Genomic DNA, 23,400 nt, shown 5'->3' with positions numbered 1-23,400 from the left:
TTCACTTTCCCCCTTCGAGCGCGTTTATCGGGGCGTGCCTTGTGTAGCCCCGCTTTTCGACAGCCAGATGGTTTGCCGCCGTCACGGCGTTGATGCAGTTCGGGGAGGCGTCCAGCTCGCCGGGATTGGCCTTGCACTTGGCAATCATGGCCGTGCGCTCGGCCTCATGGGATTTGTACCAATCGACGGTTTGAACGGGCGTGTTCTCGCCGCAGCCGGCCAGGACGGCCGCGACGACCAGGGCGATAGAGAGCTTTTTCATTTCGACTCCCCTTGCACATGCTCGATAGTCCGCGCTTCGGCGTCGATGGTTTGGCCGTTGAACTGCCGGGCTTCATGTTGCCGCATGACTTTCAGCGCGTGAGTTACTTCGGCCGCTTCGATGATTTGGCGAGAGGCGAGGAAGCGCAGCGTTGCTTCCCGGCGACCTGCATAGGTCGGTGTCAGGAACCTTTCCCGGCCATTGAAGTAGCCGATGGACAGGCTGGTAACGGCGCAGGCGACCGCCAGGAGCGTTGCTTGCCAGCTCATGAGCTGGCCTTGACTGAACAGCGGCAAGGTGAAGCCGTACCAGTCGTGCGCGGCGAAATAGGCCACCATCAAGGCCGCATAGATGGACACGCCATCCATAGCGAACATATGCACTTCGCGGCCGATGGCTTCCTTCCACTTGCCGAAGCGGCGCACGTCGCGCCAGAAGCCGATAACCATTGCTGCGTACATGCCCGCGAGCAGGCCGGAGAGAACGTAAATCATGGTGCGTCCCCTTACTTATCCAGCAGGTTGAAAGGCTGGTGCTTCGTGTATTCACGATTAGCCAGAACCTTGGCGTTGATTTCGCGTTGCCGCTGTTCCTGCAACCGATCTTCGGCCGCCGCGACCATCTGATACATCTGGAGCTTGGTTTGCTCGTTCTGAATCATGGCCTGTTCGGCTGCGATACGGCCTTGCAGCTCGGCAATCGCCTTGGGGTCGGGCGTGTCGTTGATCTTCGCCATGAGCTGGTCGATTTGGGTTAGCCGCGACTTCGCCTTGTCGTAGGCATCCAGGGCAAAAGCCTTGTCCTGGGCACCCTTGACGGCCTGGGCTTCGCAGTGCGTCCGCTGTTGGGAATCCGCCAGATTGGCGCAAAGGTCATAGACCTTGTTCCCTTCAAAGATGGATTGCGCCCGGCCGCTCAGGCCGGAATACCCGCCCGACTTCACGGCGTCATAGACGCCCTGCCAGTCGTTCGGCAGGTAGTCGCGCAGGGCCGAGTTATTCAGGATTTGCCCGAGGTTCCGCGATCCGGTCAGAGACTCGTATTGCTGCTTCATCTGATTGATTTGGCTGGTCATCTGGTCGTACTGCATCTTCCACTTGGCGATGGTTTCGACCTGGGCCGCGACCTGCTGCGCGATGGAAGCGCCGTCAGTGACCGGAATTTGCGCGAAGGCGGCCGACGACATGGCAATGCCGGCGGCCAGCACGAGAGAGACAGAGAAAGTTTTCATGATCGCCACTCCTTTTGATGAGAAGGAGGGGAAGCCGGCCGTTCTTTCCGACCTGTCCGCCGGCTCTTTCGAGCTACTTTTCCCGGCAGTCAGCCCCGCATTACTTGGGGCGGCACCCGGCCCGCGTTGCGCGGGCTTTGGGCTAATCACAACGGTCTTTCCACGTCGTCAGAGGCCGACTTTTCCGGCCACCCTGTCACGCCACTTTCAGCGTGTCATGCGGTGCTGTTCCCGCACGTCAGGCCCTTCTTTTCAGGCCGGCACCCGGTTCGCCTGGGGCGATCTTGGGGCATCAAGGCTTCCCCGATTTGGGGTAAATACAGATGCCAAAACTAGGCGTAATGGCATCCCAATTTTCGTACTTTGGCGCGGATTAGCCAATGGTGACACGGTGCCCGCACCAGGTTCGCCGCCGTGTCACCAATCTGATTCATGCGATTATTTTACTATGAATTGCATATCCTTTTCAATGTGCCGCAGGCACCTTTCCCCACCCTGGCCCGCAGGGCCAAGAGGGGCGGCGTGCATGTCTGCCGTCACCCCTGAAAGCCCGGCTGCACTTCGGGCATGGCCTGATACTCGACCTGCACCGCGCCGACCGGCTGGCCGGGAATTTTCAGGAAGCCGTGCAGATCGGGCAGGTTCAGGATTTCCGACGACAGGATGGCCGCTTGCCGGACGCGCTGCATGTTGTAGCTGGTATTGCTGGATTCCGACGAGTGCCCAGGGTTGAGCACGCCGCCCGAGCTGGTGCCCTGGCCCGTCGTCATTTGCAGCCGGTCAATGTCCTGTTCGCCAAGTTCCTTGCTGAAATACTCGGCCGTTTCGTTGTCGCCGGCACGCAGTATCAGCTTGGTGGAGAGGTTCGCCAGGAGCGTTTGCGCTTCGTCGCGGCCGTAGGTTTCGCGGAGCTGCGACACCGTTTGCAGGCCCAGGACGCACCGGCCGCCGTACTTACGTAGCTTCGTCAGGCCGCCGCGCAGGCTCGATACCTTGCCCAAGGAATCGACCTCATCGAACACGAACCACAGCCCGCGCTCTTGGTTCTCCGACAGGCTCAAGCCCTCGACAATGCCAAGCTCCAAGATTGAGGCGACCAGCCCGCGCAGCATCCCCATTTGATCGTCGCGGTAGGTGACGAACAGCCACCCGTCGCGGGTTTCGTCCTGCACCCATTCACGCACGGAGAACGTGCCGGCGTCGGGCAGGTAGCGCCACACGCCGAGATAGGTAGCGATGATGCCGCGCGTATTGTTCAGCATCTTGTCGTTGCCCTTGGCCGTCAGGATGGCCGCAGGCGTGCCGGCCAGAAGCTCGCCTAGTTCCTTCGTGTCGGCCGCGCTGACGTAGTGCAGCAGCCGCTTTACCGAATGTTCCCCGCGCTGATGCAGGGCGAGCAGCGTTTCACCTAGGAGCGTTTGCGCGTAGTGGTGCCACTCTGCCCCCTCGCCGGTGCCGTCCGGCACGGCCGCCTTGGCGATGCGTTGGCAATCGTAGTCATGGCGGATTTCCGCGAAGGGCGACCAATCGACCGAGCGCCGATCAAACGGGTTGAAAAGCACGTCACCAGGGCGGCCGAAGCGGGAGAAGAAGCCGCCGGCAGGGTCAGCAATCAAAGCCCGCTGCCCGCGCTGGCGAACGGCCCGCAGCACCCGATTGATGGCCTGCGTCTTGCCTGCGCCCGTGGTGCCGCTGAAAAGCATGTGCTGGGCTTCCAGCATCCGAGGGAGGACGACGCCGCCGATTTCAATATCCACGTCGGCCGGCTTGGCCTTGTCGCCGTACATGCGGGCTTGCAGATCGCCGCCGCCGACAACTTCGGTGCCACGCACGACGGTTTCCTGACCGTGGGGCGCGTAGTTCGCGCGGGCGACGTAGTGACCCCATAGGCGCGTTTGGCAGAACCCCGAGACGACGGCCACACCGAGCGCCAGGAGCGCCGAGGATTCGCCCGAGGCAAGCCAGCGCGGCACGGCCGAAGCGATCCCATAGACCAGGGCCACGCCCCACAGGCCGAGCCAGAGCCACACCACCCAGGCGACCGCGCCCCGGTTCTTGCCCTTGAGCGTGTCGCGCACGTTGCGGGCCAGGAAGAAGGCCGAGGCGGCCAGGATAACGAGAGTCAGGACAAGGGCGGGCTTCATGGCGTGTTCCTTCTGGCCTCTTGGATGCGTTCTTTGGCCTTGGCGTCCAGATCGCCCCAGGTTGCCATGACGGCGCGGCCGAAGGCCGCTTGTTCGGCCTGCTGCTGGCCGTAGAGCAGATGCGAGCCGTAGAAGCCGAGCGCCCCGCCGAGCAGGCCGACCGCGAGGGCGACGGCCAGCCATTGCCACCGTTGCCGCACTTCGGCCTTGGCGGCGTCCGCATGGCGCCGCGCCGCGCTCGCCAGCTCGCGCGCTGCGCTATCCAGAGCGTGGCCGGCTTCATCGTGCATCGCGGCTTTCAGGGAGTCACGCAGGGCGACTTTGTCCTGGGCCGTGAAATTCTTGAAGGCCGCCACTTCGGCCTTGCCGGCTTGTTCGATGCTGCCCTTTGCATCCTTCACCGCCAGGGCAAGCGCCCCGAGCGTCGGCGCGACAGATTCCTTGAAGGCGTCCGGCAGCGCCTTGACCTGATCGTGTAGCCGCCCCACGTCGCCTAGCAGCTCATGTATCAGAGCATCCCTTGTGGTGCGGGGCGTGCGTTCCGCTTCCATGTCCTACCCCCTCACTTGAAAAGCGCGTCATAGACCGCATCGAGATTGCGGCGGACACTTCGGGCCAAAGCCTTCAAAGCGTGCATGTCACCCCAATGGGAACGCTCTTTCGCGCTCGCATCCGGGTTGTTTTTCAGCATCGCCTTGTAGTCGGTTTCATCCGACAAAAGAGCATCGACGGTCAGTTTCTTGACCGCGAGCGCGTCGAACAGCTCATTTTCAAAAATGGCCGCGTCGGTATTGGCAATGCAGTTCTTTTCTTTCTTCGCGTAGTTGAGGACGTGCGTAAATTCGTCGGCTACGTCAGCTTCCACCCGATTGAACACAATGCGGATTTTTTCCGGCGGGATGCCGAAGTCGGCCAGGGTTCCAATCATCGAGATAGTTTCTTTTTGCTCTTTGGTGCCGCTGGTGACGGGGATAACGAAATAGTCAAATTCGAGGTGCGATTCATCGAACTTGACCATGCCATCTAGAAAATCTTCGATGTTCGATGCGCCCACGTCGATAACTGCATCATCCAGGGCAATCAGCTTGCGGAACAGGTCGCGGAATTTCTGGCCTTTGATTTGCTCCACATCGACGCCAAGGCCGGCCGCCGTTTCATTGATCGTTTCCACCGCAAAAATGGGCGCATTCCCCATGTGGGGCGAAAGCAGATGCGCGGCGATGGTGGTCTTGCCGACAGTGCCGGTGTAGTTGAGAACGGCGACTTTCATAATCTTTACTCCTGATCGTCCGAGCCATCTTCCAGGCTCTCTAAGTCAATGTCCCGCTTCCGTGCTTTGCGCACGTCGGCCGGGTTCGTGATGCGCGCTTTGGGCTTGTCGCCCTCGCGTGCGCTTTCCGCTGGCGGGGAGGCCGGCGGCTTTTCGTCATGACGAAGTGGGGCCGTTGCAGGGGCCGCCGATCTACGCGCCGGCCTGTCCCCTGCCCGTTCCTTGCGGATGCGTTGCAGGGCGCTTTTGAAGCTCGCCATCGTCATGGTGAAGCCCGCAGCGTGTAGTTCGGCCAGCACTTCAGCTTGTGGTGCGCCCGCCTTCAGGGCGGCTTCCACTTCGTCGAAAGATTCGCGTAGCCGGGCCGTTTCCGACCGCCGTTTGTCATCGGTCGCCAAGGCCCGCATACGCGCGGCTATATCGTCTTTGCTCATCGTTCGTTCGCCTTGCGTTGAATTGCATCGGAATCGCATACATTGCGACGCCAAATGATAGCGCAACGCATCTTGAAGCGCCATATATGCGTCTATTGTGCATCCCTATTGCATCCTTTGCAAGTCGCTTCGCATTCATTGTGCCGCTTTGCGGCGCGTGCTATGCTAAAGCATGGCACTGATAGGCACGTCGGATATGTTTACAAAACGCTCCGCGTTTTGACACATATCCCGTGCCCAAAGGGGTTGCCCCCCCTTTGGAAACCCTGCCGGCGGCCCCTTCGGGAGCCGCGCCGACTGGCGACAGATCCCCGCCCACCAGGCCGGGGATTCGTCGCCATCCGGCAAGACCGCCCGGCGCTGCCCGCGCCGGCCTGCAACCGCCCTGCCCTGGCCGCCGTCCGGGCAGGAAATGAAGGGAGGCCCGCCCATGCCCCGCAAGCCCGCAGACGGCCAGAAGCTCACCCGACCGGTGAGCTTTCGCCTTACCGACGCCGACCATGCCGCCTATCTGGCGAAGGTCGAGGCATCGGGCTTGAAGCCGTCCGAGTTCTTCCGCGAATGCGTCTTGCAGAACCGCACCCAGGTTGTCGCCCGCGTGCCCGCGAGTAGCGACAAGCGCCGGCTGCTGTACCTGTTCAACAAGACCAGCAACAACATGAACCAGCTCGCCCACGCGGCGAACGCGGCCGAGCTGGCCGGCACGGCCACGCCCGCGACCTATGCCGGCATCCTGGCCGAGCTACAGGCCATTGCCGACGCGATGCGGGAGGCCGTCGAACATGCTGATTAGGGTGCGTGGCGGCGAGGCCGGAATCCGCGAATATCTGGAAGAAGGCCGGAAGGACGGCCGCGACTACAACCGCGCCGAGCTGGACGAGCGCGTGATATTGGCGGGCGACCTGAAATTGACCGACGCCATCATCAACAGCATGGACAAGCAGGGCGAGCGGTATTTGCATATCACCCTGGCTTTCAAAGAGGATGAAATCAGCCGGGAGCAGCTACAGGCGATCACCGACGAGTTCCAGCAGTTCGCCATGACGGCATACGAGGCGGACGAATACAACTTCTATGCCGAAGCGCACTTGCCCAGGTTGAAAAGCTACACCAACCAGCAAACGGGCGAGTTCATCGAGCGCAAGCCGCATATTCACATCGTCATTCCCGAACACAACCTATTGAGCCAGCGGAATCTAAACCCGTTCGGCAAGGTCGATCAGCAGACCAAATTCCTTGAAGCCTTTCAGGAACACATCAACGCCAAATATGGGCTTGCCAGCCCGAAAGATAACCGGCGCGTGGAGTTCACCGACGAAAGCGCGATGATCGCCAGATACAAGGGCGACTATTTCAAGGGTGCGAACCACGACTTGAAAGAGCGCATCTTGTCCGACGTGCTCGACCAGGGCGTGACCGACTTCGACCAGTTCCGAGCCGTCGTCACGCGGTACGGCGAGACAAAGACCCGGAACGCCGGCAGAGCGGCCGAATATCTCAACGTGAAGCCCGAGGGCGCGGCCAAGGGCATCAACCTAAAAGACCACGTTTTCAGCCGTGAATTTATCGAGCTGCCGACCGACGAGAAGCGCCGCCGGCTGGCCGGCGAGCTGCGCCAGGGATACGAGGACGCGCAAGCGCCCCGCCCTACCCCGGCCGACATTGCCGACCGTTTGAAGGAGTGGCACGAAGTCAGGGCGACCGAGCTGAAATATCTCAACAGCGGGAGCCGCAAGGCATACGCCGCCTATCGTGAGGCCGACCCCGAGCAGCGCCGGGCCATGCTGGCCGAGCGCGCGGCCAGCTTCTACGCCAAGCACCGGGCCGCCCATGAGATCGAGCCGCAGCCCGAGCCACCGGCCCCGACGAGGGCGCAGCCAGCCAGGGAGCCGCCCCCCCTGCCCTCGCCGGCCCAGGAGCGGGACAGCCGGCCGGCGGATACCGTCGTCGGCCAGCGCATTGCCGAGCGGCACGAAGCGACCATGCGCGGCCAGGACGCCGGCCGGGCCGAGTTCGACACGATCAAGCGCGAGCTGGACGCCGCGCGCCTGCTGGCGACCGTCAGCCGCACGCATGGCGTGATGCCCGACAAGTACGAGGTGACGAAGGCGAAGGACGGCAGCGACCGCATACGGTGCGGCCGTCGAAACCTGAACGTGACCGACTTTCTTACCCAGGAGCTGCATTTGCCCTGGCGCGAGGCCGCGCCGATCTTGCGCCGTACCTACGCCGAGCAGCAGGGCCGCGAAGTGCAGCAGCCGGCCCGGAGCGCCCCGCGCCGCGACCTTTGGGCCGACTACCGGCGGGAATGGCAACCGCAGCAGCGCGAGCGCCGGGAACAGGATTGGCAGACGCAGAAGCGGCGGGAGCAGGAGCGCCGCGCCGAGCAGCGCCGCCAGTATCAGGCCGAGCGCCGAGCCATCCAGAACGACAGCACCATGAAGGCGACAGAGCGGAAAGCCGCCCTATCCCTGGCCCGCATGGAGAAGGTGAAGCGCGACCTTGCCTTGCGCGAGCAGATCGAGGCCGAGCGCACCGAGCTGAAAGCCCGGTATCGCATGAAGCCAGCCGACCAGTACCGCGCCTATCTGGCCGAGCGTGCCGAGCGTGGCGATGCCGACGCCCTGGCCGAGCTGCGCCGGCAGCGCATGAGACAGCCGCAGCCGGCCACACGCGAGCGCATCGAGGACAAGGACGGCCGCCACCCCGAGGCCGCGCCGATCATGAAGCCGGCCGCCCCGGCCGGGTACAAGGTCGATCAGGACGGCAATGTGACCTACTACGACCAGCAGCGCCGGGCTATGTTCACCGATACCGGGCCGGCGGTTGAGTTCAGCCAGACCGAGCGCGACACGCTGGAAACCGGCCTGCGCCTCGCCCTGGCGAAGTTCGGGCCGAGCATCCGGCTACGTGGTGGCGATGAGGCATACAGGCATGCGATGGCCGACATTGCGGCCGATAAGGGGCTTTACGTCGAGTTCAGCGACAAGGGCTTGCAGGAGCGATACGAGCAGCGCCGGGAGGCGATCAAGGCCGGCCGGGCCTACATGGCCCAGGCCGAGCGCGCCAAGCCCGCCCAGGGCGGCCCAGGCCGCACGACCGAGCCGGAACAGGAGCGCGGCCAAGAACCGCAGCGCCCACCACGCGACACCGGCCGCAGCCGGTAGTGCCCTGCCCTTTTGGCGACACCGCGGCGACCTGGCCACCGCCGCGGCGTCACCATCCCATGCACTGCAATTCATGGGTAACGGATTGCCAAAGGTAGGGAATTGGATATAATTAGACTATCCTTTTCATATGAACGAGGCCGAACCATGATAGTGACCGTGGGCAACACCAAAGGCGGCGTAGGGAAAACCACCCTGGCCGTGAATATCGCAATCGCGCGGGCGCTGTCTGGCCGCGACGTGTGGCTGATCGACGCCGACCGCCAAGGCACGGCACAGACCGCTATCAGCATCCGGGCCGACGCCGGCCACGCGCCGGGCATCGCCTGCGCGAGCTATCCAGACGGCCCGACCTTGCGCGCCCAGGTCACGCAGCAGCAGGGCAAGTTTCAGGACATCATCATTGATGCCGGCGGCCGAGATTCCACCGCCTTGCGGGCGGCGCTGGTGCTGTCCGATGTGATCGTGGTTCCGTTCCAACCCAGGAGCTACGACGTATGGGCGCTGAACGACATAGCCGCACTGGTCGATGAAGCCCGCAGCGTGCGTGACGGCCTGCGCGCCGTGGCCGTGCTGAACTGCGCCGACCCTGGCGAAGCCTCGACCGATAACACCGAGGCAGCGGCGGCCGTGGCCGACGTGCCGCAGTTTGAATACCTGCCGACCCCCATCCGACGCCGCAAGGCATTTGCCAACGCGGCCGGCGCGGGCTTGTCCGTGCTGGAACTCAAGCCGCAGGACAAGAAGGCAATGGCGGAACTGAATTCGCTTGTTTCCGCATTGTTTGACTAGGCATAAGAACGTAAATTCATATCCTTTGACAATGCAAGGGCAATGCAATGGCGATTACTAGACCAACCCCCAAGACACAGAAGCCGACGCCGAACGCGGACGCTTTCATCAATGCTGCGCCGGACGGTGCCGTTTCCCCTGCGCCTGCTACGCCGGCCCGCGCCCGCAAGCGCACGATGAAGGGCAACAAGGAACAAATCAGCCTCACCATTTCCGTTGAACTGGTGGATAGGCTCGACGCGATGGCCGCGAAGGTAGGGCAGACGCGGGCCGCCCTTATCAACATGGCGATTTACCAGCTTCTCGACCGTGGAATGACCATCGAACCATGAGCGAGCACGACACCGAACACATGGACGAGCTGCCCAGGTTGCGCGACCAGTGCGGCGCGCTGGCCTTGGAGCTGGAACGCGAAACCGACCCGACCCGACGCGCCGAACTGGCCCGCGAGCTGGCCGAGTGCCGGCAGCGCGTTTTCCAGGCCGAGCAGGGCGACCGGCCCCACGACCGCGACCGAGAGGCCGGCGGGCCTGCCGGCGACTTGCAGCCCGCCCAGGTGATGCGCGAGCGCATCGAGGGCGGCAACATCGAGGCCGCCGCCCCCCGCCCGGACTATGCCGGGCTGTACGCGGCCGAGCGGGCCGAGAATGCCGAGCTGCGCGCCGAGCTGGCCGCGACGGAAGGGCAGGGCATCAGCAGGGAGCGCGAGCGCCTGCATTCCGCCGTCGAGCACGCCCAGGAGCAGCAGCACGCCGAGGAATTGAGCCATGCCGGCGTTAGCCCGGAGCTGGCCGCCGAGTACGAGGCGCGAATCTTGGCCCGCGATGAATCGTTTGCGGGTGAAGTGGTGCAGCAGATCGAGCGCGACGACGAGGGCCGGGCCTTCGTCATCGAGGCCGACGGCGACCGCGTGATGGTTCCGCAGATCGAGGGCGCGGAAATGGACGTGGGCGACGACGTGGAAGTGAGCCGCGACCATCAGGGCAACTATGAAGCTGAAACCGGCTACGGTTACGGCCGTTGAGGAATTGAGTAAATGAGCGAAAAATCACCTACTCATAACAGCCCGCCGGATGAACGCCCCGACCCGTACCGGGCGCGGCCTGCCGACGATGGCGGCATGTATCTACTGATGCCGCGCGACGAGCACCTATTGCCGCCGCTCCCTGACAAGCCCGAGCGCGTTGTTATCGCGTGGCCGGAGGACGGGGAGACGTCGGAGCCGTCCGCGTCCTGAAACTGGCCGAGTTGTCAGCCGAGGGCGGCCTCAATGGCGGTTTTATAGACGTTTTCATCCGGCAAGGTGACGTTGTTGAACGCCTCTTGCCCTATATCCTTCAGGCCGGGGCCGTCATCCCGGCCGCCCTGATCACCGGCATCCGCTCTGACCTTCCCGGCCAGATCACCGCGCAGGTCACGGAAAACGTCTATGACAGCCCGACCGGGTCGCTGCTTCTGATCCCGCAAGGCACCCGCATCATCGGGCAATATGATGACGATGTGACCTTCGGCCAGCGCCGGGTTCTGCTGGTCTGGAACCGGCTGATCCTCCCCGGTGGTCGGTCGATCGTTCTTGAGCGCCTGCCGGGCGCGGATGCCAGCGGTTATGCGGGTCTTGAGGATGGCGTCGATTACCATTGGTGGGATCTGATGCGGGCGGCTGGCCTCTCCACGCTGCTGGCTGTCGGGGCCGAGCTTGCCACAAGCGATCGCGCGCACCCGGGCGAAGGCGACTTCGACCCCGGCGATGCAGCGAGCCAGTGTGGGAGCCTCCCACAAGGCGATCTCAGCCTGCCGTATACCCCCCGTCAATTACAAGCTTCTGGCCTGTAACATAACAAAGGAAGATTCGTCCGACATCAGGAAGACTGCGGGCTTGGCAATTTCGACAGGAACGCCCATGCGACCACCAAACTTGCCCCGTGGAACGATATCGGCCTGTTCTACCGGGTCGTTGCAGAGCGGGTGCAGTGCCGCCAGTTGGGTGAAGTCGAAAGCATCCGTTGCCAGCGTCTTCTCTTTTGCCAACTCGCCCTTATCGGCATTGACCGCAGCCTGAAACAAGGGGGTCATGATATAGCCCGGGTTCACCGTATTAACGCGAATGCCATATTCCGCCAGTTGAAGAGCCAAGGCCTTCGACAGGCCGACGACGCCATGCTTGCCCATTGTGTATTGAATCAAGTTGAAGCGATCGATTAGCACATCGCCCGTGTCCGGGTTCACGACCTTTGGGCGACCAACGACACCGTGAATACTGGATACCAGCACGATGGAGCCTTTCGTCCCGTGCTTGATCATCAGACGCGAACCGTAGAGGGCGGTGTGGAAAACTCCGTCCTCATTAATGCTTTGAATGAACTTACGGGATTTCAGGACGGCTTCCGGATCCTTGTCGAAGTCCTCGGCCGTTGCCACCCCGGCATTGGCCATAACAGCATCGACGCGGCCATAGGTCTTTTCGGTGATAGCGAACAGCTTTTCGACATCCTTCGGATCTCTTACATCTGTATGGACATAGAGAGCCCGTCCGGTGCCGTATTGTTCGTTCAGGCTTTTCGCGAAGGCTTCGCCCAGTTCGTCGTTGATATCGGAGATGACGACTCCCGCAGCCCCTTCTGCCAGAGCTTCGCGAACGGTTGCCGATCCAATGGAATCATAACCCGGGATCGCAGAGACCGAGCCCGTCACCACGACAACTTTATCGTTTAGCTTACCCATGTAGACTTCTCCTTTGGTTGGGTTGGGGTGACGCAAATATTGCGTGCCACCACTGTTTGCATGCGCCTGAGTATATCTTTCTCACCTGATTGTGGATCGCCTCAACACGGATACGGAGGCCAGCGTCTTTGCTTGACATAGGATGACCGTATCACATGGATACACGTTTGTGTATCCAAAAATGAGGCATGGCCTACCTGGCTCACTGGCGACAGGCCCGCGCACCTGGTCAGCTCGTTTTGTCACCAACGGTCGGCGCGGCCTTCATCCCTGGCGCGTACTTGTAAAGCGTGCTGCGCCCGATCTTGAGCGCCTTGCATATCTCCGACACCGACCGATTGCCGGTCGCCATTGCCTGTATCGCCGCGACCTTTTCCGGCGGCAGGGCAGGGCGGCCACCCTTGCGCCCTCGCGCCCTGGCCGCTTCAAGCCCGGCGTGCGTGCGTTCCACGATCAAGCGCCGCTCAAATTCAGCCAGGGCCGCGAACACATGGAACACCAGACGGCCGGCGGCCGAGCTGGTTTCAATCCGTTCCGTGACGCTCTCAAAGCCGACCCCGGCGGCTTCCAGCTCGCCCACGACCTTGACCAGCTCGGGCAGCGAGCGCCCCAGGCGGTCGAGCCGCCACACGACCAGCACATCACCCTTGCGGGCGAAGGCGAGGGCTTCGGCCAGTCCTGGCCGGGCCGCTTTCGCGCCGCTGGCCGTGTCCGTGAATACCTTCTCGCAGCCGGCGGCCGTCAGGGCGTCCCGCTGCAAGTCCATTCGCTGATCGTCGGTCGATACCCGTGTCGTTTTCAGAAGGCGACTGCACCAGTTCACTGGGCTGGCCGCCGTGTGTGCATAGAACTTCTGACCGGGAACGGTCAGAAGTTCTATGCACGAAGCGCCGCGAGAGATCGGAATTGCTCAGAACTCTTGTGCACGGCGCGACAAAGCCGGAACCGCCGAAAATTCCGGCGATCAACCGGCAAGCTGCTTGATGCGCTCGGCCAGGCGGCCGAAAGCCTCGTTCACGTATTCCAGCACCTTGGGTTCTGCGCCCTGCGTGCGCAGCGAGTCTTTGAAGGCTTCCAGGTCGGACAGCCATTGCCGATGCAGGCGGCCCAGCTCGTCGAGCTGAGGCCGGAAGTCTTGGAGACTGCCGCTCGCACGAAACGCCTGGTAGCCACGCTCAAGCGTGGCCGCCGTGGTCAGCAGTTGCGCGCCCATTTGCTTGTGCTGTTCGGAGAACTCGGCCATGCCGTCATAGGGCCGCGAAGCCTTGCGGCGCTCGGCTTCGGATGCCTCTTCCATGATGCGGGCGTAGCGGTAGAACCCTGGGAACTCGCGGGACAGCGCCATGAGCTGCTGATCGGATGTGCCGACCCAAATCCTGTGCAGGTCAGGCCCGTACCCCATCATGCGATTGATGATGGCATGGGCCTCGCTGACACCCTGGGCGGCAAGCTGCTGCATGTGTTGGTCGATCTTCGCGGCCAGTCGGCGGAATTCGTTCATGCTCATGTCCGTCACAAAAGGCGCGTTGATTGCCCTTGCGCCGTGAGAAGTGCCACCGCCTTCTTATCGAAGGAAACGAAGGTTTCCCCGCCAAGCCAGTTGCCTTCGTAGGCAATGACGCCATCGGCAAAGTCTCCGCCCGCGTCGAGCACCAGCAAGCCAGCCTCCACGGCAGGCCGGTTCACTTCCACATTCGCGGCGGCCAGTAGTGCCCGGATCGCGCTGGCCGCGTCGGCTTGCTGGAAGCCGTAGACACGCAGCAGCACCCAAACAAATTCGCATAGGCACGGCAGCGCGACCGCGATCAACTCGGCGTCGGTCAAGACTGCGGCGGCAACGTCCGCTTGTGCGGGATCGTCACGCACAACCGCACGCACAAGGACGTTGGTATCGACTGCGACCTTCATTGCTTACCTGCCCAGCCTTGCGCCGCCGCCTCGTTGATTTCTTCGATGGTGGCAACCTTCTGCGTCTTGCCCGCGAGCAGGCCGACAAAGCTGGCTATCGTCCCTGCGGGCCGTGCCGCCTTGAGCACGCCCCGACCGTCTGGCAACAAGTCCAGCTCGATCTTGTCGCCTGGCCTGATGCCGAGGTGTTGCAGTACGTCCTTCCGAAACGTCACTTGTCCCCGTGCGGTAACGGTCAATGTGGTCATGGTGGTTTGCCCTCGCAATCAAGGTTGATGCTTCACATAGTAATGCAAAAATGCCTTACCGTCAATGTCCGTCAAACGATCATTAGTCGGCCATGCCGGACACTGTCCAGCAAAGTTATTGCACAACGGGTTGTCGGACATTAAGATAGGCGGACGGAATGACGGACAAGAGAGGCGGCAAATGGCACTGATCGGCTATGCGCGGGTATCGACGGCGGAACAGGACACCGCCTTGCAGACGGATGCGCTACGCAAGGCAGGCTGCGAGCGCGTTTTCGAGGACACGGCTTCCGGGGCCAAGGCCGACCGCCCCGGCTTGGCTGATGCGCTGGCCTACCTGCGCGACGGCGACGTGCTGGCCGTCTGGCGGCTGGATCGGCTCGGGCGCTCTATGCCGCACCTAATCGAAACGATAGGCGCGCTGGAAGCGCGAGGCGTCGGCTTCCGTTCTCTGACGGAAGCCATCGACACCACCACGCCAGGCGGGCGGCTCATCTTCCACGTGTTCGGCGCGCTGGGCCAGTTCGAGCGCGACTTGATCCGCGAGCGCACCAAGGCCGGGTTGACTGCCGCCGCCGCTCGTGGGAGGAAGGGCGGGCGAAAGCCGGTTGTCACCGCCGACAAGTTGCAGCGAGCGCGGGAGCACATCGCCAACGGGCTTAATGTCCGAGAGGCCGCTACACGGCTCAAGGTGAGCAAGACGGCCCTGTACACCGCGCTGCAATCCACCAGTGCAGCCGACTCCTGATATTCCGTGCAGTCGTCTTCTGAAAATGACACCTGTCGTTGTTCCCAGAGGGTGACAGCCGGGTGCGACAAGGTACGGTAGGGAATTTCCAGGTAGTGCTGCCCCTCTGGTTCCAGCACCCATATGCGGCTGATGTCGCGCGGGTCGCGCCGGATCAGGAACGCAGGCAAGCGGTCCCGCCGAGCTATCCACGGCTTGAGCGCATCGGCGTAGTAGTGGATGTGGTCGATGACGAAGCCGGTGCGGGTCAGCGTGCGGCGGATGATGGGCAGAAAATCGACCAGAAAAGCCGTAGCGCGAGTGATGACGGTTGGCACGCCGGTCCGCGTGATAGCTTCGGCCCAGCGCGCGGCCGGCGGTTGGAGCAGGCCGTTGTGCACAGAGCCGTGATAGGTGCCGACCGCCAATGTGAGCCAGCGCTCCAGCTCGCGCAGTGTCAGGGCGGCCATCTTCTCGGAGGCGTATTCCCCGCGCTGGTCAGGATTGGAGAAGGTCGTCCCCGGCAATTCGTCGTGGATCATCTGCATCGCCGTGCCGATGATCCGTTCCACGATACCGCCGTAGTGCGGCTGCCCGAGCGGGCGATAGTCCAACCGGATGCCATGCTGCTCGCAGCCACGGCGCAGCGCCTCGCTCTTGAACTCAGCCGCGTTGTCCAAGTAGAGCAGTCTGGGCTTGCCGCTCATCGGCCAATCCATCTCTACGTTCAACCCTTCCAACCAAGGGCGCTTGTCGCAGGCGGCATGCACCAAGCACAAGCCGACCGAGACGGCGGACGGGGCTTCCAGCGTAACGACCATGCCAACCACGCAGCGGGTGAATACGTCGATGGCGAGGGTCAGGTACGGACGGCCAATCGGTTGCCGGTCGCGCTCGTCCACCACGATCAGGTCGATGACTGTGTGGTCGATCTGCACCTGCTCCAGCGGCGCGGAGACGGGTGGCGGAACACCACCAACACCTTGCAGGTCGCGGGCGGCATCTTGTCCTTCCCGGCGGTGAGTGACCTCGCGCGGATCGAGGCCGGCGATCCGCAGTGCCACCGTGTTGCGCGCCGGCACCCGCAGCTTTTGCAGCTTGCACGCCCGCACAACTTCGCGGTGGAACGCCGCCAAGCTACGCTTCTGCTTGGTCAGGAAGCGCTTTTGCAGTAACTCGCGGATGATTCGTTCGACCGACTCCGGCAAGCGGCCTTTACCTTTGCCACCGCTCGACTGCCCAAGAGCCAAGTCAGTGACCAGCCCCGAACCTAGCCGGGCACGGCGGATCAGGACGTAGACCTGCCGCCGGGACAGCCCCAATGCCTGGGCTGCCGCGTCGGCCGCTTCATGCCCAACCGTCTCCGACTGCGCCAACGGCCCAATGATCTCCGCACGACGACGCGCACGCTCCCATGCCTGTTCTGGCAGGGTGGCCACGCCGTGCTCGGTAATCGGTGCGGTATCGGTCGCCATGCTCACCTCGCTTTGGTGCACACGAGTATTGAGCATAGACGAGTTTTGTGCAGAGGAATCCTGATATCGGGTTATCAGGAGCCGTATGCACAACAGGCTTCAAACCGCGCTGAATGGTGCAGTCGTCTTCTGAAAATGACAGCGGCAGGGCAGGGCACCGCCACGAAATCCACAAAACGACCGTTTTCCGACTAACAAGGGCTTGCACGTTTCCTAGAAAACATGCACAATCAACCCTGTTATCTTTATCACCCTATAAGGAGTGAATCATGCAAAGCATGACCATTGAACAGCTTCGCGCCGCGAGCGATGCCGGCGGCGTCGAGGGCGTGACCCTGAAAGGGCAGGGCGGGGCGTTCCTTGTGCAGATCGCCACGCGCAGCGGAGCCGCCGCCTTGCTGGCGAAGGCCCGCAGCAACGAGCCGCGCCGTTTCGGCAATCCCATTGCAGCCTTGAACGTCCTGCGCGACGTAGGCATCACCATCGGCCAGTTCGACGCCAGCGAGTGGAACCCGGCCGAGAAAGAGGAAACCGCCGGCAACCGTGGCCGGGCCGACGCGATGCGCAAGGCGCACCAAGCCGCCGCCTATACGGAATGGCTGGCCGCCGAGATTCAGGAAGCTATCGACGATCCCCGGCCGAGCATCCCGCACGATGAAGTCATGGCGCGGATGGATGCCCGCATTGCACGCCACAAGGCGGCAGGAGCGAAGCGCGCATGAGCTTCGATGCCTTCGCCGCGCTCGCACAGCCCGGCGCTTCTGTCACCGTGCATAACGTCCGGCTGATCGACGTGCAGCAGGCCGAAGGCGGCCATGAGCTGCTGACCATCGAGCACGCCGGCACCACCCGCGAACTGATCGGCGGCGGGCCGTGGAGTCAGGAATACAGCCGCCGCAACGTCGGGAAGTTCGGCTACATCGTGCCGGCGCAGCCCTTCGGCCGGGAGCTGCCGACCGGCGCGTGCTACTTCCGCGACTACATCGACCAGAGCTTGCGCCGAGTGCCCGAGCTGGACAGCAGCGACCGGGCCACCAGTGACGACGGCCGCGCCCTGGAGGTTGTCGGCTGGCGTTGCGATGCCCGGCCGCATGGCTTCCGCGCCCCTGTCGGCATCATCCCCGGCGAGGCCGGCCGCTTCGTGCCCGATGAAACCGTGGCCGTCACGCTGCGCGTGCCGCCGGAGTTCGTGCGCGAGTGCCGGCGCGTGCAGATGACGCCCCAGGAGCTGCTACGCAGCTTCGCGGGCGATCTGGCCGGCATTCAGAACTTCGTCGCGTGCCCGCGTGCAGACGGCTACGGCAGCAACGGCAGCGATGAACGCGAATACGCCGATGCGTGGCTGCATCGAGCGCACGCCATGAACGCTATCGACCTGGACGAGCAGGACGCACGCGAGGCCGAGGCCGAAGAAAAGCAGTTCCAGCGGGACGACTTCGCCGCCTTGCTGGACGATTTCGAGAGCTACGGCGGCAAGGCTGATGACCTGTTCGCGGCCGTTCAGGCGCTTGTCGATAAGCAGGCCGAGACGGACGGCGATTGATCTATGGCGAAGGCAAAAACCCCTTACCGCATCGTATGGCGTCCGATGGCCGAGGCCGATCTAGACAACATCATCGACTACATCGCCCAGGACAACCCGACCAGAGCGGAGACGTTCGGCCAGGAACTGCGCGACAAGACCTTGCCGCTTGCGCAGCATCCGAAGATGGGCCGCACTGGCCGGCCGGGCTTGCCCGCCTTCGTGCGCGAGCTGGTCGCCCATCCGAATTACATCGTGTTCTATCGCGTGCTGGACGACGCCGGCACCGTGGAAATTTTGCGAGTGAAACACGCGGCGCAGCAAATGCCGTGACGTGGTGACAAGCGGATCTCGCCGGCGAGATCTACTTGTCACCAATACCAACCCCGGCGCGCTAACGCCGGATTTTTAGGAGTGGCGAAGATGAACCAGCAACACCAGGACTTTGAAAACGCAGGTATCCCGCAAGACCAGCTCGGCGCTTTCGTGGATGCCTTCTTTGACCAGTTGGAGCCGAAGCCCAGGAAGGGGCGGCCTTGGACGTTCGACCGTTTCAGCGCGGCGTGCGACACGCCCGGCCGGGAGCTGGTGCAAGCCGTGCTCTATCCCGACGACGAGGCCGGTTTCACGCTGTACGCGCGCCAGGGGAGGGCGCTGCATGCCGTCACCTACGAGGGCCGCCCGGTGCGTTTCCGCACGTTCGAGAAGGCGCTTTCGACGCTGGCCGACGTGGCGCACCTTGCGCCGGAAATCATCGTGGATTCGTCCAACTGGCGCGAGGCGACGGGGCCGATGTGAAAAAGAAAGGCCCGACACCGCGCTAACAGTGTCGGGCCGGGGTGCGGCCCCGGAGTGGCGAACTCGAAAGGGCCGCTGACCATCACCAAAACAGGCAAATGACCATGACCAATCTTAGCAAAAATGGCGACCGAGAAACAGCATTTGAATGCGCCATGAATGCCTTGCGCGAGCTGCGCGCACAGCGGGCCGACCGGCCTCAGATGTTCCTCGTTGAGACGGACGGCAACTTTCTTGGCGAAGTGTCGCCCCTGTCAGATGGCCGATGGATGGCACGGCCCTACGGTCGGAGCTATCCAGATGGTGTCCCTTTCGACACGGCCGACGAAGCCGAAAACTTCATCAGGGAGGGCGCATGAGCCGAACACCACACGACGGCCCACGCGCCATAGGTGACACCCTGGGCGATTCCTTGACTCGCTTGAAAGCCACCATCGACGCGAAGCACCGCAAGCGCGTTGAGGCGGCCGCCCGACCGGGCGAGACGTTCGCCCAGGCAGAGCGCCGCGTGCGCGCGGAGGACGCAGCCAGGGAGCAGGAAGAAGCCGAGGCGAAGGCCGCCGCTATCGCGTCCATCAAGCGCAATGCCCGCGAGGACACGGCCAAAGCTGCGCCGTCACCATCCATGCGCCGGCCGCCAGAAGGCGACGCCCAGGCCGATTTTTTCGTGCCTGTCCTGTACGACGTGGCGACGAAAGATAGCCGCAGCATCATGGACGTGGCCGTGTTCCGCCTGTCCAAGAAGGACAAGCGAGCCGGCGAAACCATCCGCTACGAACTGACCGATGGCTATGTGGAAGTGAAAGCCGGCCCCGATGGCATGGCGTCCGTTTGGGACTATGACATTGTGCTGATGGCGATTTCGCACCTTACCGATGCGATGAACCGCTACCGTGAAGGGCGCGGCGACAAGCCTAGCCGGGTTTTCCGTCCGCATGTCGCGGAAATCCTCAAGTTCTGCCGACGTTCGGATGGCGGCCGTCAGTACGAGGAAATCGAGGCGGCGTTAGACCGCCTGAAAAGCACATCCTTGAAGATCGTCAGGACGCGAAAGGGCAAGGGCGGGCGCATGATGCGCGAGGCCGAGGGCGAGGGGCTTCTAAGCAACTACCGCACCGTTTCCTATGCGGAAAACGGTCGCGTGGCGGGCGTGGAAATCGAGGTGCCGAGCTGGATTTATCGGGAGGTGGTCGAGGCCAAGAACCCCGAGGTTCTGACCGTGCATCCCGAGTATTTCTTGATCGAGCCGGGCATAGGCCGGTTCCTGTACCGATTGGCGCGACGAGCTGCCGGCCGTGGCCGGGCGCGTTGGTCTTTCAAGCTGATCTATGAGCGCAGCGGCAGCGTGGGCACGTTCAAAGAGTTCTGCCGCATCCTGCGCAAGCTGATCGACGCGAACGACTTGCCCGAATACACGCTTGCAGAGGTGACCGGGAAGGCTGGCCCGATGCTCATCATCACCAACCGGGACGCTACCCAGGACGAGCTGCCCGACTTGCCGGACGAGGAAGGCGAGGACGGCCAAGACATAGGCGACGATGACGCTCCGCCGCCGCTTGCATGATGGTGACACGCTGACGACCTGGCCAGCTCGGCCGCGTCACCATGACCGCCAGGCATGGCGGTGTGTAATAGACGGAACGATGGCGACAGATCGACAGCCAGGCGGGCGGTTTTTGTCGCCAAAGGTGTGTAATCGACGGAGGCGATTCGTTTCAGGCTTCCAGCCTGTGGATAGTCCGTCGATTACACACCGGGTTCCGTCGATTACACACCCGGCTCCGTCTATTACCCACCAAAGCCCGTCTATTACACACCGGGCACCTTCGCAACTCATTGATTTATAACGATTTTTCGGCGCTTTTTCGCTCTAAATCTTTAAAACATATTTAAAACTCTTAAAACGTACCGGTCTGTGCATAACTCAACCGACAACGCGAAACGAACCGCCGCAAAGCGGCCTGCGGCCGGGGCACCCCTGCGGGGTTCCCCCGGACAAGCCGGCTCCCCCTCCGGCTAAATGGCTGGCCTTCGGCCAGAACGCTTTACCAGGGCGCGGCGCAGCTCGACCGCCTGCGCAGGGCAGGGCGCTACGCGCCCCGCCAGGAACCGGCAGCGCAAGCGGAAAGGCCGCAATGGGCTTTCAGAAAAGGAGCAAGCCGGGCCGGCGTGCCACAGAACGGGCACCAGCGCGCGCGGGAAGGCCGCAGAAGCGTTTTTCAGGGTAGGGGCGGCTCTCAACCCCTACCAAGCCCTCAAAAAGCGCCTACGGCGCTTCCTGGGGCGTCCGGCGGGCCTGCCATGCGCTGAATCTGTCTTGAATCTCGAAAAAGGCTAATGATTCCAACCAGCCGGGCCTACACACCGCCCCCACGCCGGCCGGGCCGGCGAGCGGGAGAAAGGCGCGTTCCGCGCCCGCCACCCATCCCCCCGCCCTTCCCGCCGGGGCGGGAAGGGAGCGAGTCGCCCTCTGTCGTCAGGGGTGCAGCCGGCGGGGCGCTTCGCTTCCTTGACTGCCCCCCAGACTAGAGGCTTGGGACGTTCCAAGGGCATCAAGGGCCGGGCCTGCGGCCCTGAAATCCTCACCCGTTCGGTGCTCGCCCTGCGGGCTGCGCTCCGCGTGCGGCTTCCGGTTTCACCCTTGACCCCCTTTCCACTTGAAAACCGGGGCACCTGGGGACGTTTGGCTGGAAGTGGTGTCAAGGGCGGCACCGCAGGCCGCAGCGCCGTAGGCGACCGGGCGAGGATGCCGGGCGAAGCCTTTACCCTTGATGCCACTGGAAGCCGTGCAGCCTATCGGCCAGGGGGAGGAACAAGGCGAAGCCGCCGGGCCTGCCCCCGCAGCCAGTCCGGCAAGATCGGACGCGGGATGCAACCGAATGGGTTGCCCAAGCGAAGCGCGGAGTAGGGCAGGGATAAGAATAATAGTAGTAATACTATTACTATTCCTACCGTTCCCGATGGTGACACGGTGCCGACCTGGCCAAGCTGCCGGCGTCACCAATGCCCGGCAATGGTGACAGGCCCGCGCGATCGAGGAAGATCCGTTGTCACCAAAAAGAAAGCCCCGCCGAGGCGGGGCCGTGGTGCAGACGACGCAGCACAAGCCGGACGTGACGCCAGTTTCAATCCACGCCCGCAGCTAAGGCAGGCGACTTTTCCCCACACGAGAAGCCAGCGCCTTGCGGAGCTGCCGCCAGAAGATGCGCCATTCCCCAGGCTGGCCGCCATCGAGCAGCAGCGCCCGGAACATGGCGAACGCTTCGCCCGGCCGCTTGCGATATGCCTCGGCCATTGCTTCGTCGTGCGGCCTGTCCTTCATCGTTCGTACTCCATCGACGGAAGCGGATAGGCCCGCGCGATGCGTTCCATGCTGTAGCCGTATTCCAGGCGGTCGAGCGTGGAGGGCTTCGCCCCTGTCCGCTTGGCCGCCTGGGCGACTTCCTGCATGTCCCTGGCGGTGTGGTCGGAAAGGCCAGATACCCGCGCTTTGATGGCCCGAGGATTTTCCGACCGTTCCCATTCTTGCAGCCAATGGGCAACGCGCTTGCTGTCGGAAATGTAGCCCGTGGAAAGCCGCATGAGGCGCAACAGGGCGTGATGCTCCATCAGTGTGAACATGGCTCACCCCCCCTTAACGTTGCCGCCTTTCGCTGGCCCCCAGTTCTTGCCGAGGTTCTGCAAGACGTGCTGCCGATAGGCCGGGTTCCACATCGAGTTACCGGCCGCCAGATGATTAAGCCGGCCGCCCGTGACCATCATCCCGCTTTCCATATCGCGGCGCGTAGTTTGGCGGTTCAAAACCTGGGTGACGGGGGATGCCGCCGCCTGGGTGACTTGCCGCAGCGTGATACCCGCCGAGGACATGCCGCCGGCCAGGGCCGCCGCCGCCTCAAATGCTTTTTGTAGCAAGAACAGGGTCACGCCCGTAACGATCAGGATTTCCAGCATCGTGGCGATAGGGTGGTCAGTGGTGACGGCCAGAACCTTGGCCGTAAGCGCACTGAAAAACTTCATGCCCATGCCGAGAACCGTTGTCACCAGGGCGATTTGCAAGATGTAGGTCATGACCTGACCAAACCAGCTATCGAACCATTTGGCCGTGACCGGGAACATCAGCATGGCGATGAAGAACGGGCCGATGCCGAGCATGACGGTAAGCATGATCTTGGAAACGATGACCATTGCGCCGGCAGGAATGGCGATGATGAGCGTAGCGGCATAGATGATGATGGCGTTCAGCAAGTCCCAAAACACCATGCCGATTTCGTACCAGCGCCGTTTGCCCATTTTGTCGAGCATGTCGCCGCCGATCTGAAAGCCATCCGTCACGGCCTTGTCCAGCACCTGATAGACCGAGGTTGCCGGCGTGCTGCTGCCCGATGCCGAGAAGGCATCAGCCACGCCGGTTTCCAGGCCGCGCAGAGCTTCGACAACCCATCCCATGTAGGTTGGGGCACTCAGCACCAAGCCGCTGATGACCAGGAACTTGCCGGACGTTTTCAGGAAATTGGACGCCGGGGCTTCGACGTATCCCAAGATGATGGCGAACCCCATCAGAACGAACGTCAGCGTTCCGCCGTAGATGAAAAAGTCGGTGAACATGGAAATGACGTTGCTCGACGTGACCTGAACAAACGTGTTCAGGGTCATGTCGATGCTTTCGCCAATCCACTCGAAAATATTCGATTCGATAGCCAT

General features: G+C 62.8%; 28 protein-coding genes and 2 pseudogenes. 14 read left to right on the top strand and 16 right to left on the bottom strand.

Annotation, left to right across the window (positions count from 1 at the left end):
- Nucleotide 1: 1 nt before the first annotated feature.
- The 7 genes from NOX35_RS28300 to NOX35_RS28270 all read right to left on the bottom strand — a co-directional run bounded on the left by NOX35_RS28300 (nt 2) and on the right by NOX35_RS28270 (nt 5,341).
- A complete protein-coding gene (locus tag NOX35_RS28300; RefSeq protein WP_256497095.1) occupies nt 2-262 on the bottom strand; it encodes an EexN family lipoprotein in 261 nt (86 codons plus the stop codon).
- Nucleotides 259-756 carry a hypothetical protein gene (locus NOX35_RS28295; RefSeq protein ID WP_063599773.1) on the bottom strand — a complete coding sequence of 166 codons (498 nt, stop codon included), beginning with the start codon at nt 754-756 and terminating at the stop codon, nt 259-261. Before NOX35_RS28295 ends, NOX35_RS28300 begins: the two co-directional genes overlap by 4 nt.
- Nucleotides 757-767: 11 nt before the next feature.
- A complete protein-coding gene (virB5, locus tag NOX35_RS28290) occupies nt 768-1,493 on the bottom strand; it encodes a P-type DNA transfer protein VirB5 (protein WP_063599774.1) in 726 nt (241 codons plus the stop codon).
- A 536-nt stretch (nt 1,494-2,029) separates the two neighbouring features.
- Nucleotides 2,030-3,637, bottom strand: coding sequence for a type IV secretion system DNA-binding domain-containing protein (locus NOX35_RS28285; RefSeq protein ID WP_256497094.1), 1,608 nt, complete (start codon nt 3,635-3,637; stop codon nt 2,030-2,032).
- Nucleotides 3,634-4,188, bottom strand: coding sequence for a hypothetical protein (locus NOX35_RS28280; protein WP_256497093.1), 555 nt, complete (start codon nt 4,186-4,188; stop codon nt 3,634-3,636). The genes NOX35_RS28285 and NOX35_RS28280 overlap by 4 nt, the downstream gene beginning before the upstream one ends.
- Nucleotides 4,189-4,199: 11 nt before the next feature.
- The gene (gene stbB, locus NOX35_RS28275; protein ID WP_063599778.1) at nt 4,200-4,907 is read right to left on the bottom strand and encodes a StbB family protein; all 708 of its coding nucleotides are present in this window, start codon (nt 4,905-4,907) and stop codon (nt 4,200-4,202) included.
- Nucleotides 4,908-4,912: 5 nt separating this feature from the next.
- On the bottom strand, nt 4,913-5,341 hold the full coding sequence (locus tag NOX35_RS28270) for a hypothetical protein (protein ID WP_256497092.1): 429 nt from the start codon (nt 5,339-5,341) through the stop codon (nt 4,913-4,915).
- A 430-nt stretch (nt 5,342-5,771) separates the two neighbouring features.
- Here NOX35_RS28270 and NOX35_RS28265 point away from each other — a divergent pair, with 430 nt between their 5' ends.
- The 7 genes and pseudogenes from NOX35_RS28265 to NOX35_RS28235 form a co-directional block, all read left to right on the top strand.
- Complete coding sequence (locus NOX35_RS28265) at nt 5,772-6,134, top strand: plasmid mobilization relaxosome protein MobC (protein WP_147095506.1); 363 nt, start codon at nt 5,772-5,774, stop codon at nt 6,132-6,134.
- Nucleotides 6,124-8,508 (top strand): LPD7 domain-containing protein, encoded by a 2,385-nt coding sequence (locus NOX35_RS28260; RefSeq protein WP_256497091.1) that lies wholly within the window; start codon nt 6,124-6,126, stop codon nt 8,506-8,508. The genes NOX35_RS28265 and NOX35_RS28260 overlap by 11 nt, the downstream gene beginning before the upstream one ends.
- Nucleotides 8,509-8,655: 147 nt before the next feature.
- Nucleotides 8,656-9,300, top strand: coding sequence for an AAA family ATPase (locus NOX35_RS28255; protein WP_256497090.1), 645 nt, complete (start codon nt 8,656-8,658; stop codon nt 9,298-9,300).
- Nucleotides 9,301-9,347: 47 nt separating this feature from the next.
- Complete coding sequence (locus NOX35_RS28250) at nt 9,348-9,632, top strand: ribbon-helix-helix domain-containing protein (protein WP_223953288.1); 285 nt, start codon at nt 9,348-9,350, stop codon at nt 9,630-9,632.
- The gene (locus tag NOX35_RS28245) at nt 9,629-10,324 is read left to right on the top strand and encodes a hypothetical protein (protein ID WP_256497089.1); all 696 of its coding nucleotides are present in this window, start codon (nt 9,629-9,631) and stop codon (nt 10,322-10,324) included. Before NOX35_RS28250 ends, NOX35_RS28245 begins: the two co-directional genes overlap by 4 nt.
- A 12-nt stretch (nt 10,325-10,336) precedes the next feature.
- A complete protein-coding gene (locus tag NOX35_RS28240) occupies nt 10,337-10,537 on the top strand; it encodes a hypothetical protein (RefSeq protein ID WP_256497088.1) in 201 nt (66 codons plus the stop codon).
- An 89-nt stretch (nt 10,538-10,626) separates the two neighbouring features.
- A pseudogene (locus NOX35_RS28235) lies at nt 10,627-11,010 on the top strand (TrbI/VirB10 family protein); the annotation flags it as partial.
- A 102-nt stretch (nt 11,011-11,112) separates the two neighbouring features.
- Here NOX35_RS28235 and NOX35_RS28230 read toward each other — a convergent pair.
- From NOX35_RS28230 to NOX35_RS28210, 5 genes are all read right to left on the bottom strand, one after another.
- Nucleotides 11,113-12,021 carry an SDR family NAD(P)-dependent oxidoreductase gene (locus NOX35_RS28230; protein ID WP_256497102.1) on the bottom strand — a complete coding sequence of 303 codons (909 nt, stop codon included), beginning with the start codon at nt 12,019-12,021 and terminating at the stop codon, nt 11,113-11,115.
- Nucleotides 12,022-12,250: 229 nt separating this feature from the next.
- Nucleotides 12,251-12,787 (bottom strand): recombinase family protein, encoded by a 537-nt coding sequence (locus NOX35_RS28225; protein ID WP_256497101.1) that lies wholly within the window; start codon nt 12,785-12,787, stop codon nt 12,251-12,253.
- 198 nt (nt 12,788-12,985) lie between these two features.
- Entirely contained in the window at nt 12,986-13,522 is a 537-nt protein-coding gene (locus NOX35_RS28220; RefSeq protein ID WP_003159187.1) for a hypothetical protein, read from the bottom strand.
- An 11-nt stretch (nt 13,523-13,533) separates the two neighbouring features.
- Complete coding sequence (locus NOX35_RS28215) at nt 13,534-13,929, bottom strand: type II toxin-antitoxin system VapC family toxin (RefSeq protein WP_003159186.1); 396 nt, start codon at nt 13,927-13,929, stop codon at nt 13,534-13,536.
- Nucleotides 13,926-14,177, bottom strand: a complete 252-nt coding sequence (locus tag NOX35_RS28210; protein WP_003108276.1) for an AbrB/MazE/SpoVT family DNA-binding domain-containing protein — start codon at nt 14,175-14,177, stop codon at nt 13,926-13,928. Before NOX35_RS28210 ends, NOX35_RS28215 begins: the two co-directional genes overlap by 4 nt.
- A 181-nt stretch (nt 14,178-14,358) precedes the next feature.
- Between NOX35_RS28210 and NOX35_RS28205 the strand changes: the two genes are divergently transcribed.
- The gene (locus tag NOX35_RS28205; RefSeq protein ID WP_003159185.1) at nt 14,359-14,925 is read left to right on the top strand and encodes a recombinase family protein; all 567 of its coding nucleotides are present in this window, start codon (nt 14,359-14,361) and stop codon (nt 14,923-14,925) included.
- Here the strand turns inward: NOX35_RS28205 and NOX35_RS28200 are convergent.
- Nucleotides 14,877-16,379: pseudogene (locus NOX35_RS28200) on the bottom strand (Mu transposase C-terminal domain-containing protein); the annotation flags it as partial. The gene NOX35_RS28205 and the pseudogene NOX35_RS28200 overlap by 49 nt on opposite strands.
- A gap of 278 nt (nt 16,380-16,657) precedes the next feature.
- On the opposite strand from NOX35_RS28200, the gene NOX35_RS28195 reads away from it, so the two are divergent.
- The 6 genes from NOX35_RS28195 (at nt 16,658) to NOX35_RS28170 (ending at nt 20,263) form a co-directional block, all read left to right on the top strand.
- The gene (locus NOX35_RS28195; protein ID WP_256497103.1) at nt 16,658-17,101 is read left to right on the top strand and encodes a hypothetical protein; all 444 of its coding nucleotides are present in this window, start codon (nt 16,658-16,660) and stop codon (nt 17,099-17,101) included.
- A complete protein-coding gene (locus tag NOX35_RS28190) occupies nt 17,098-17,922 on the top strand; it encodes a hypothetical protein (protein ID WP_256497100.1) in 825 nt (274 codons plus the stop codon). Before NOX35_RS28195 ends, NOX35_RS28190 begins: the two co-directional genes overlap by 4 nt.
- Nucleotides 17,923-17,925: 3 nt before the next feature.
- On the top strand, nt 17,926-18,234 hold the full coding sequence (locus tag NOX35_RS28185; RefSeq protein ID WP_256497099.1) for a type II toxin-antitoxin system RelE/ParE family toxin: 309 nt from the start codon (nt 17,926-17,928) through the stop codon (nt 18,232-18,234).
- A 90-nt stretch (nt 18,235-18,324) separates the two neighbouring features.
- Nucleotides 18,325-18,699 (top strand): hypothetical protein, encoded by a 375-nt coding sequence (locus NOX35_RS28180; protein ID WP_256497098.1) that lies wholly within the window; start codon nt 18,325-18,327, stop codon nt 18,697-18,699.
- Nucleotides 18,700-18,797: 98 nt separating this feature from the next.
- Nucleotides 18,798-19,058: a hypothetical protein gene (locus NOX35_RS28175; protein WP_256497097.1), complete on the top strand. Its 261-nt coding sequence runs from the start codon at nt 18,798-18,800 to the stop codon at nt 19,056-19,058.
- On the top strand, nt 19,055-20,263 hold the full coding sequence (locus NOX35_RS28170; RefSeq protein WP_256497096.1) for a replication initiator protein A: 1,209 nt from the start codon (nt 19,055-19,057) through the stop codon (nt 20,261-20,263). Before NOX35_RS28175 ends, NOX35_RS28170 begins: the two co-directional genes overlap by 4 nt.
- A 1,578-nt stretch (nt 20,264-21,841) precedes the next feature.
- Here the strand turns inward: NOX35_RS28170 and NOX35_RS28165 are convergent.
- From NOX35_RS28165 to NOX35_RS28155, 3 genes are read right to left on the bottom strand one after another with little or no spacing between them, the layout of a single operon-like run.
- Entirely contained in the window at nt 21,842-22,021 is a 180-nt protein-coding gene (locus tag NOX35_RS28165; RefSeq protein WP_043087844.1) for a hypothetical protein, read from the bottom strand.
- Entirely contained in the window at nt 22,018-22,320 is a 303-nt protein-coding gene (locus NOX35_RS28160; RefSeq protein WP_063599770.1) for a hypothetical protein, read from the bottom strand. Before NOX35_RS28160 ends, NOX35_RS28165 begins: the two co-directional genes overlap by 4 nt.
- 3 nt (nt 22,321-22,323) lie before the next feature.
- Nucleotides 22,324-23,400, bottom strand: a complete 1,077-nt coding sequence (locus tag NOX35_RS28155) for a type IV secretion system protein (RefSeq protein ID WP_223936884.1) — start codon at nt 23,398-23,400, stop codon at nt 22,324-22,326.

This window comes from Comamonas sp. C11 (genome assembly GCF_024496285.1).
GTDB lineage: Bacteria > Pseudomonadota > Gammaproteobacteria > Burkholderiales > Burkholderiaceae_C > Comamonas > Comamonas testosteroni_F.
The sequence above is the reverse complement of the archived record's forward strand: the minus strand, read 5'-3'. Positions and strand labels throughout refer to the sequence as shown.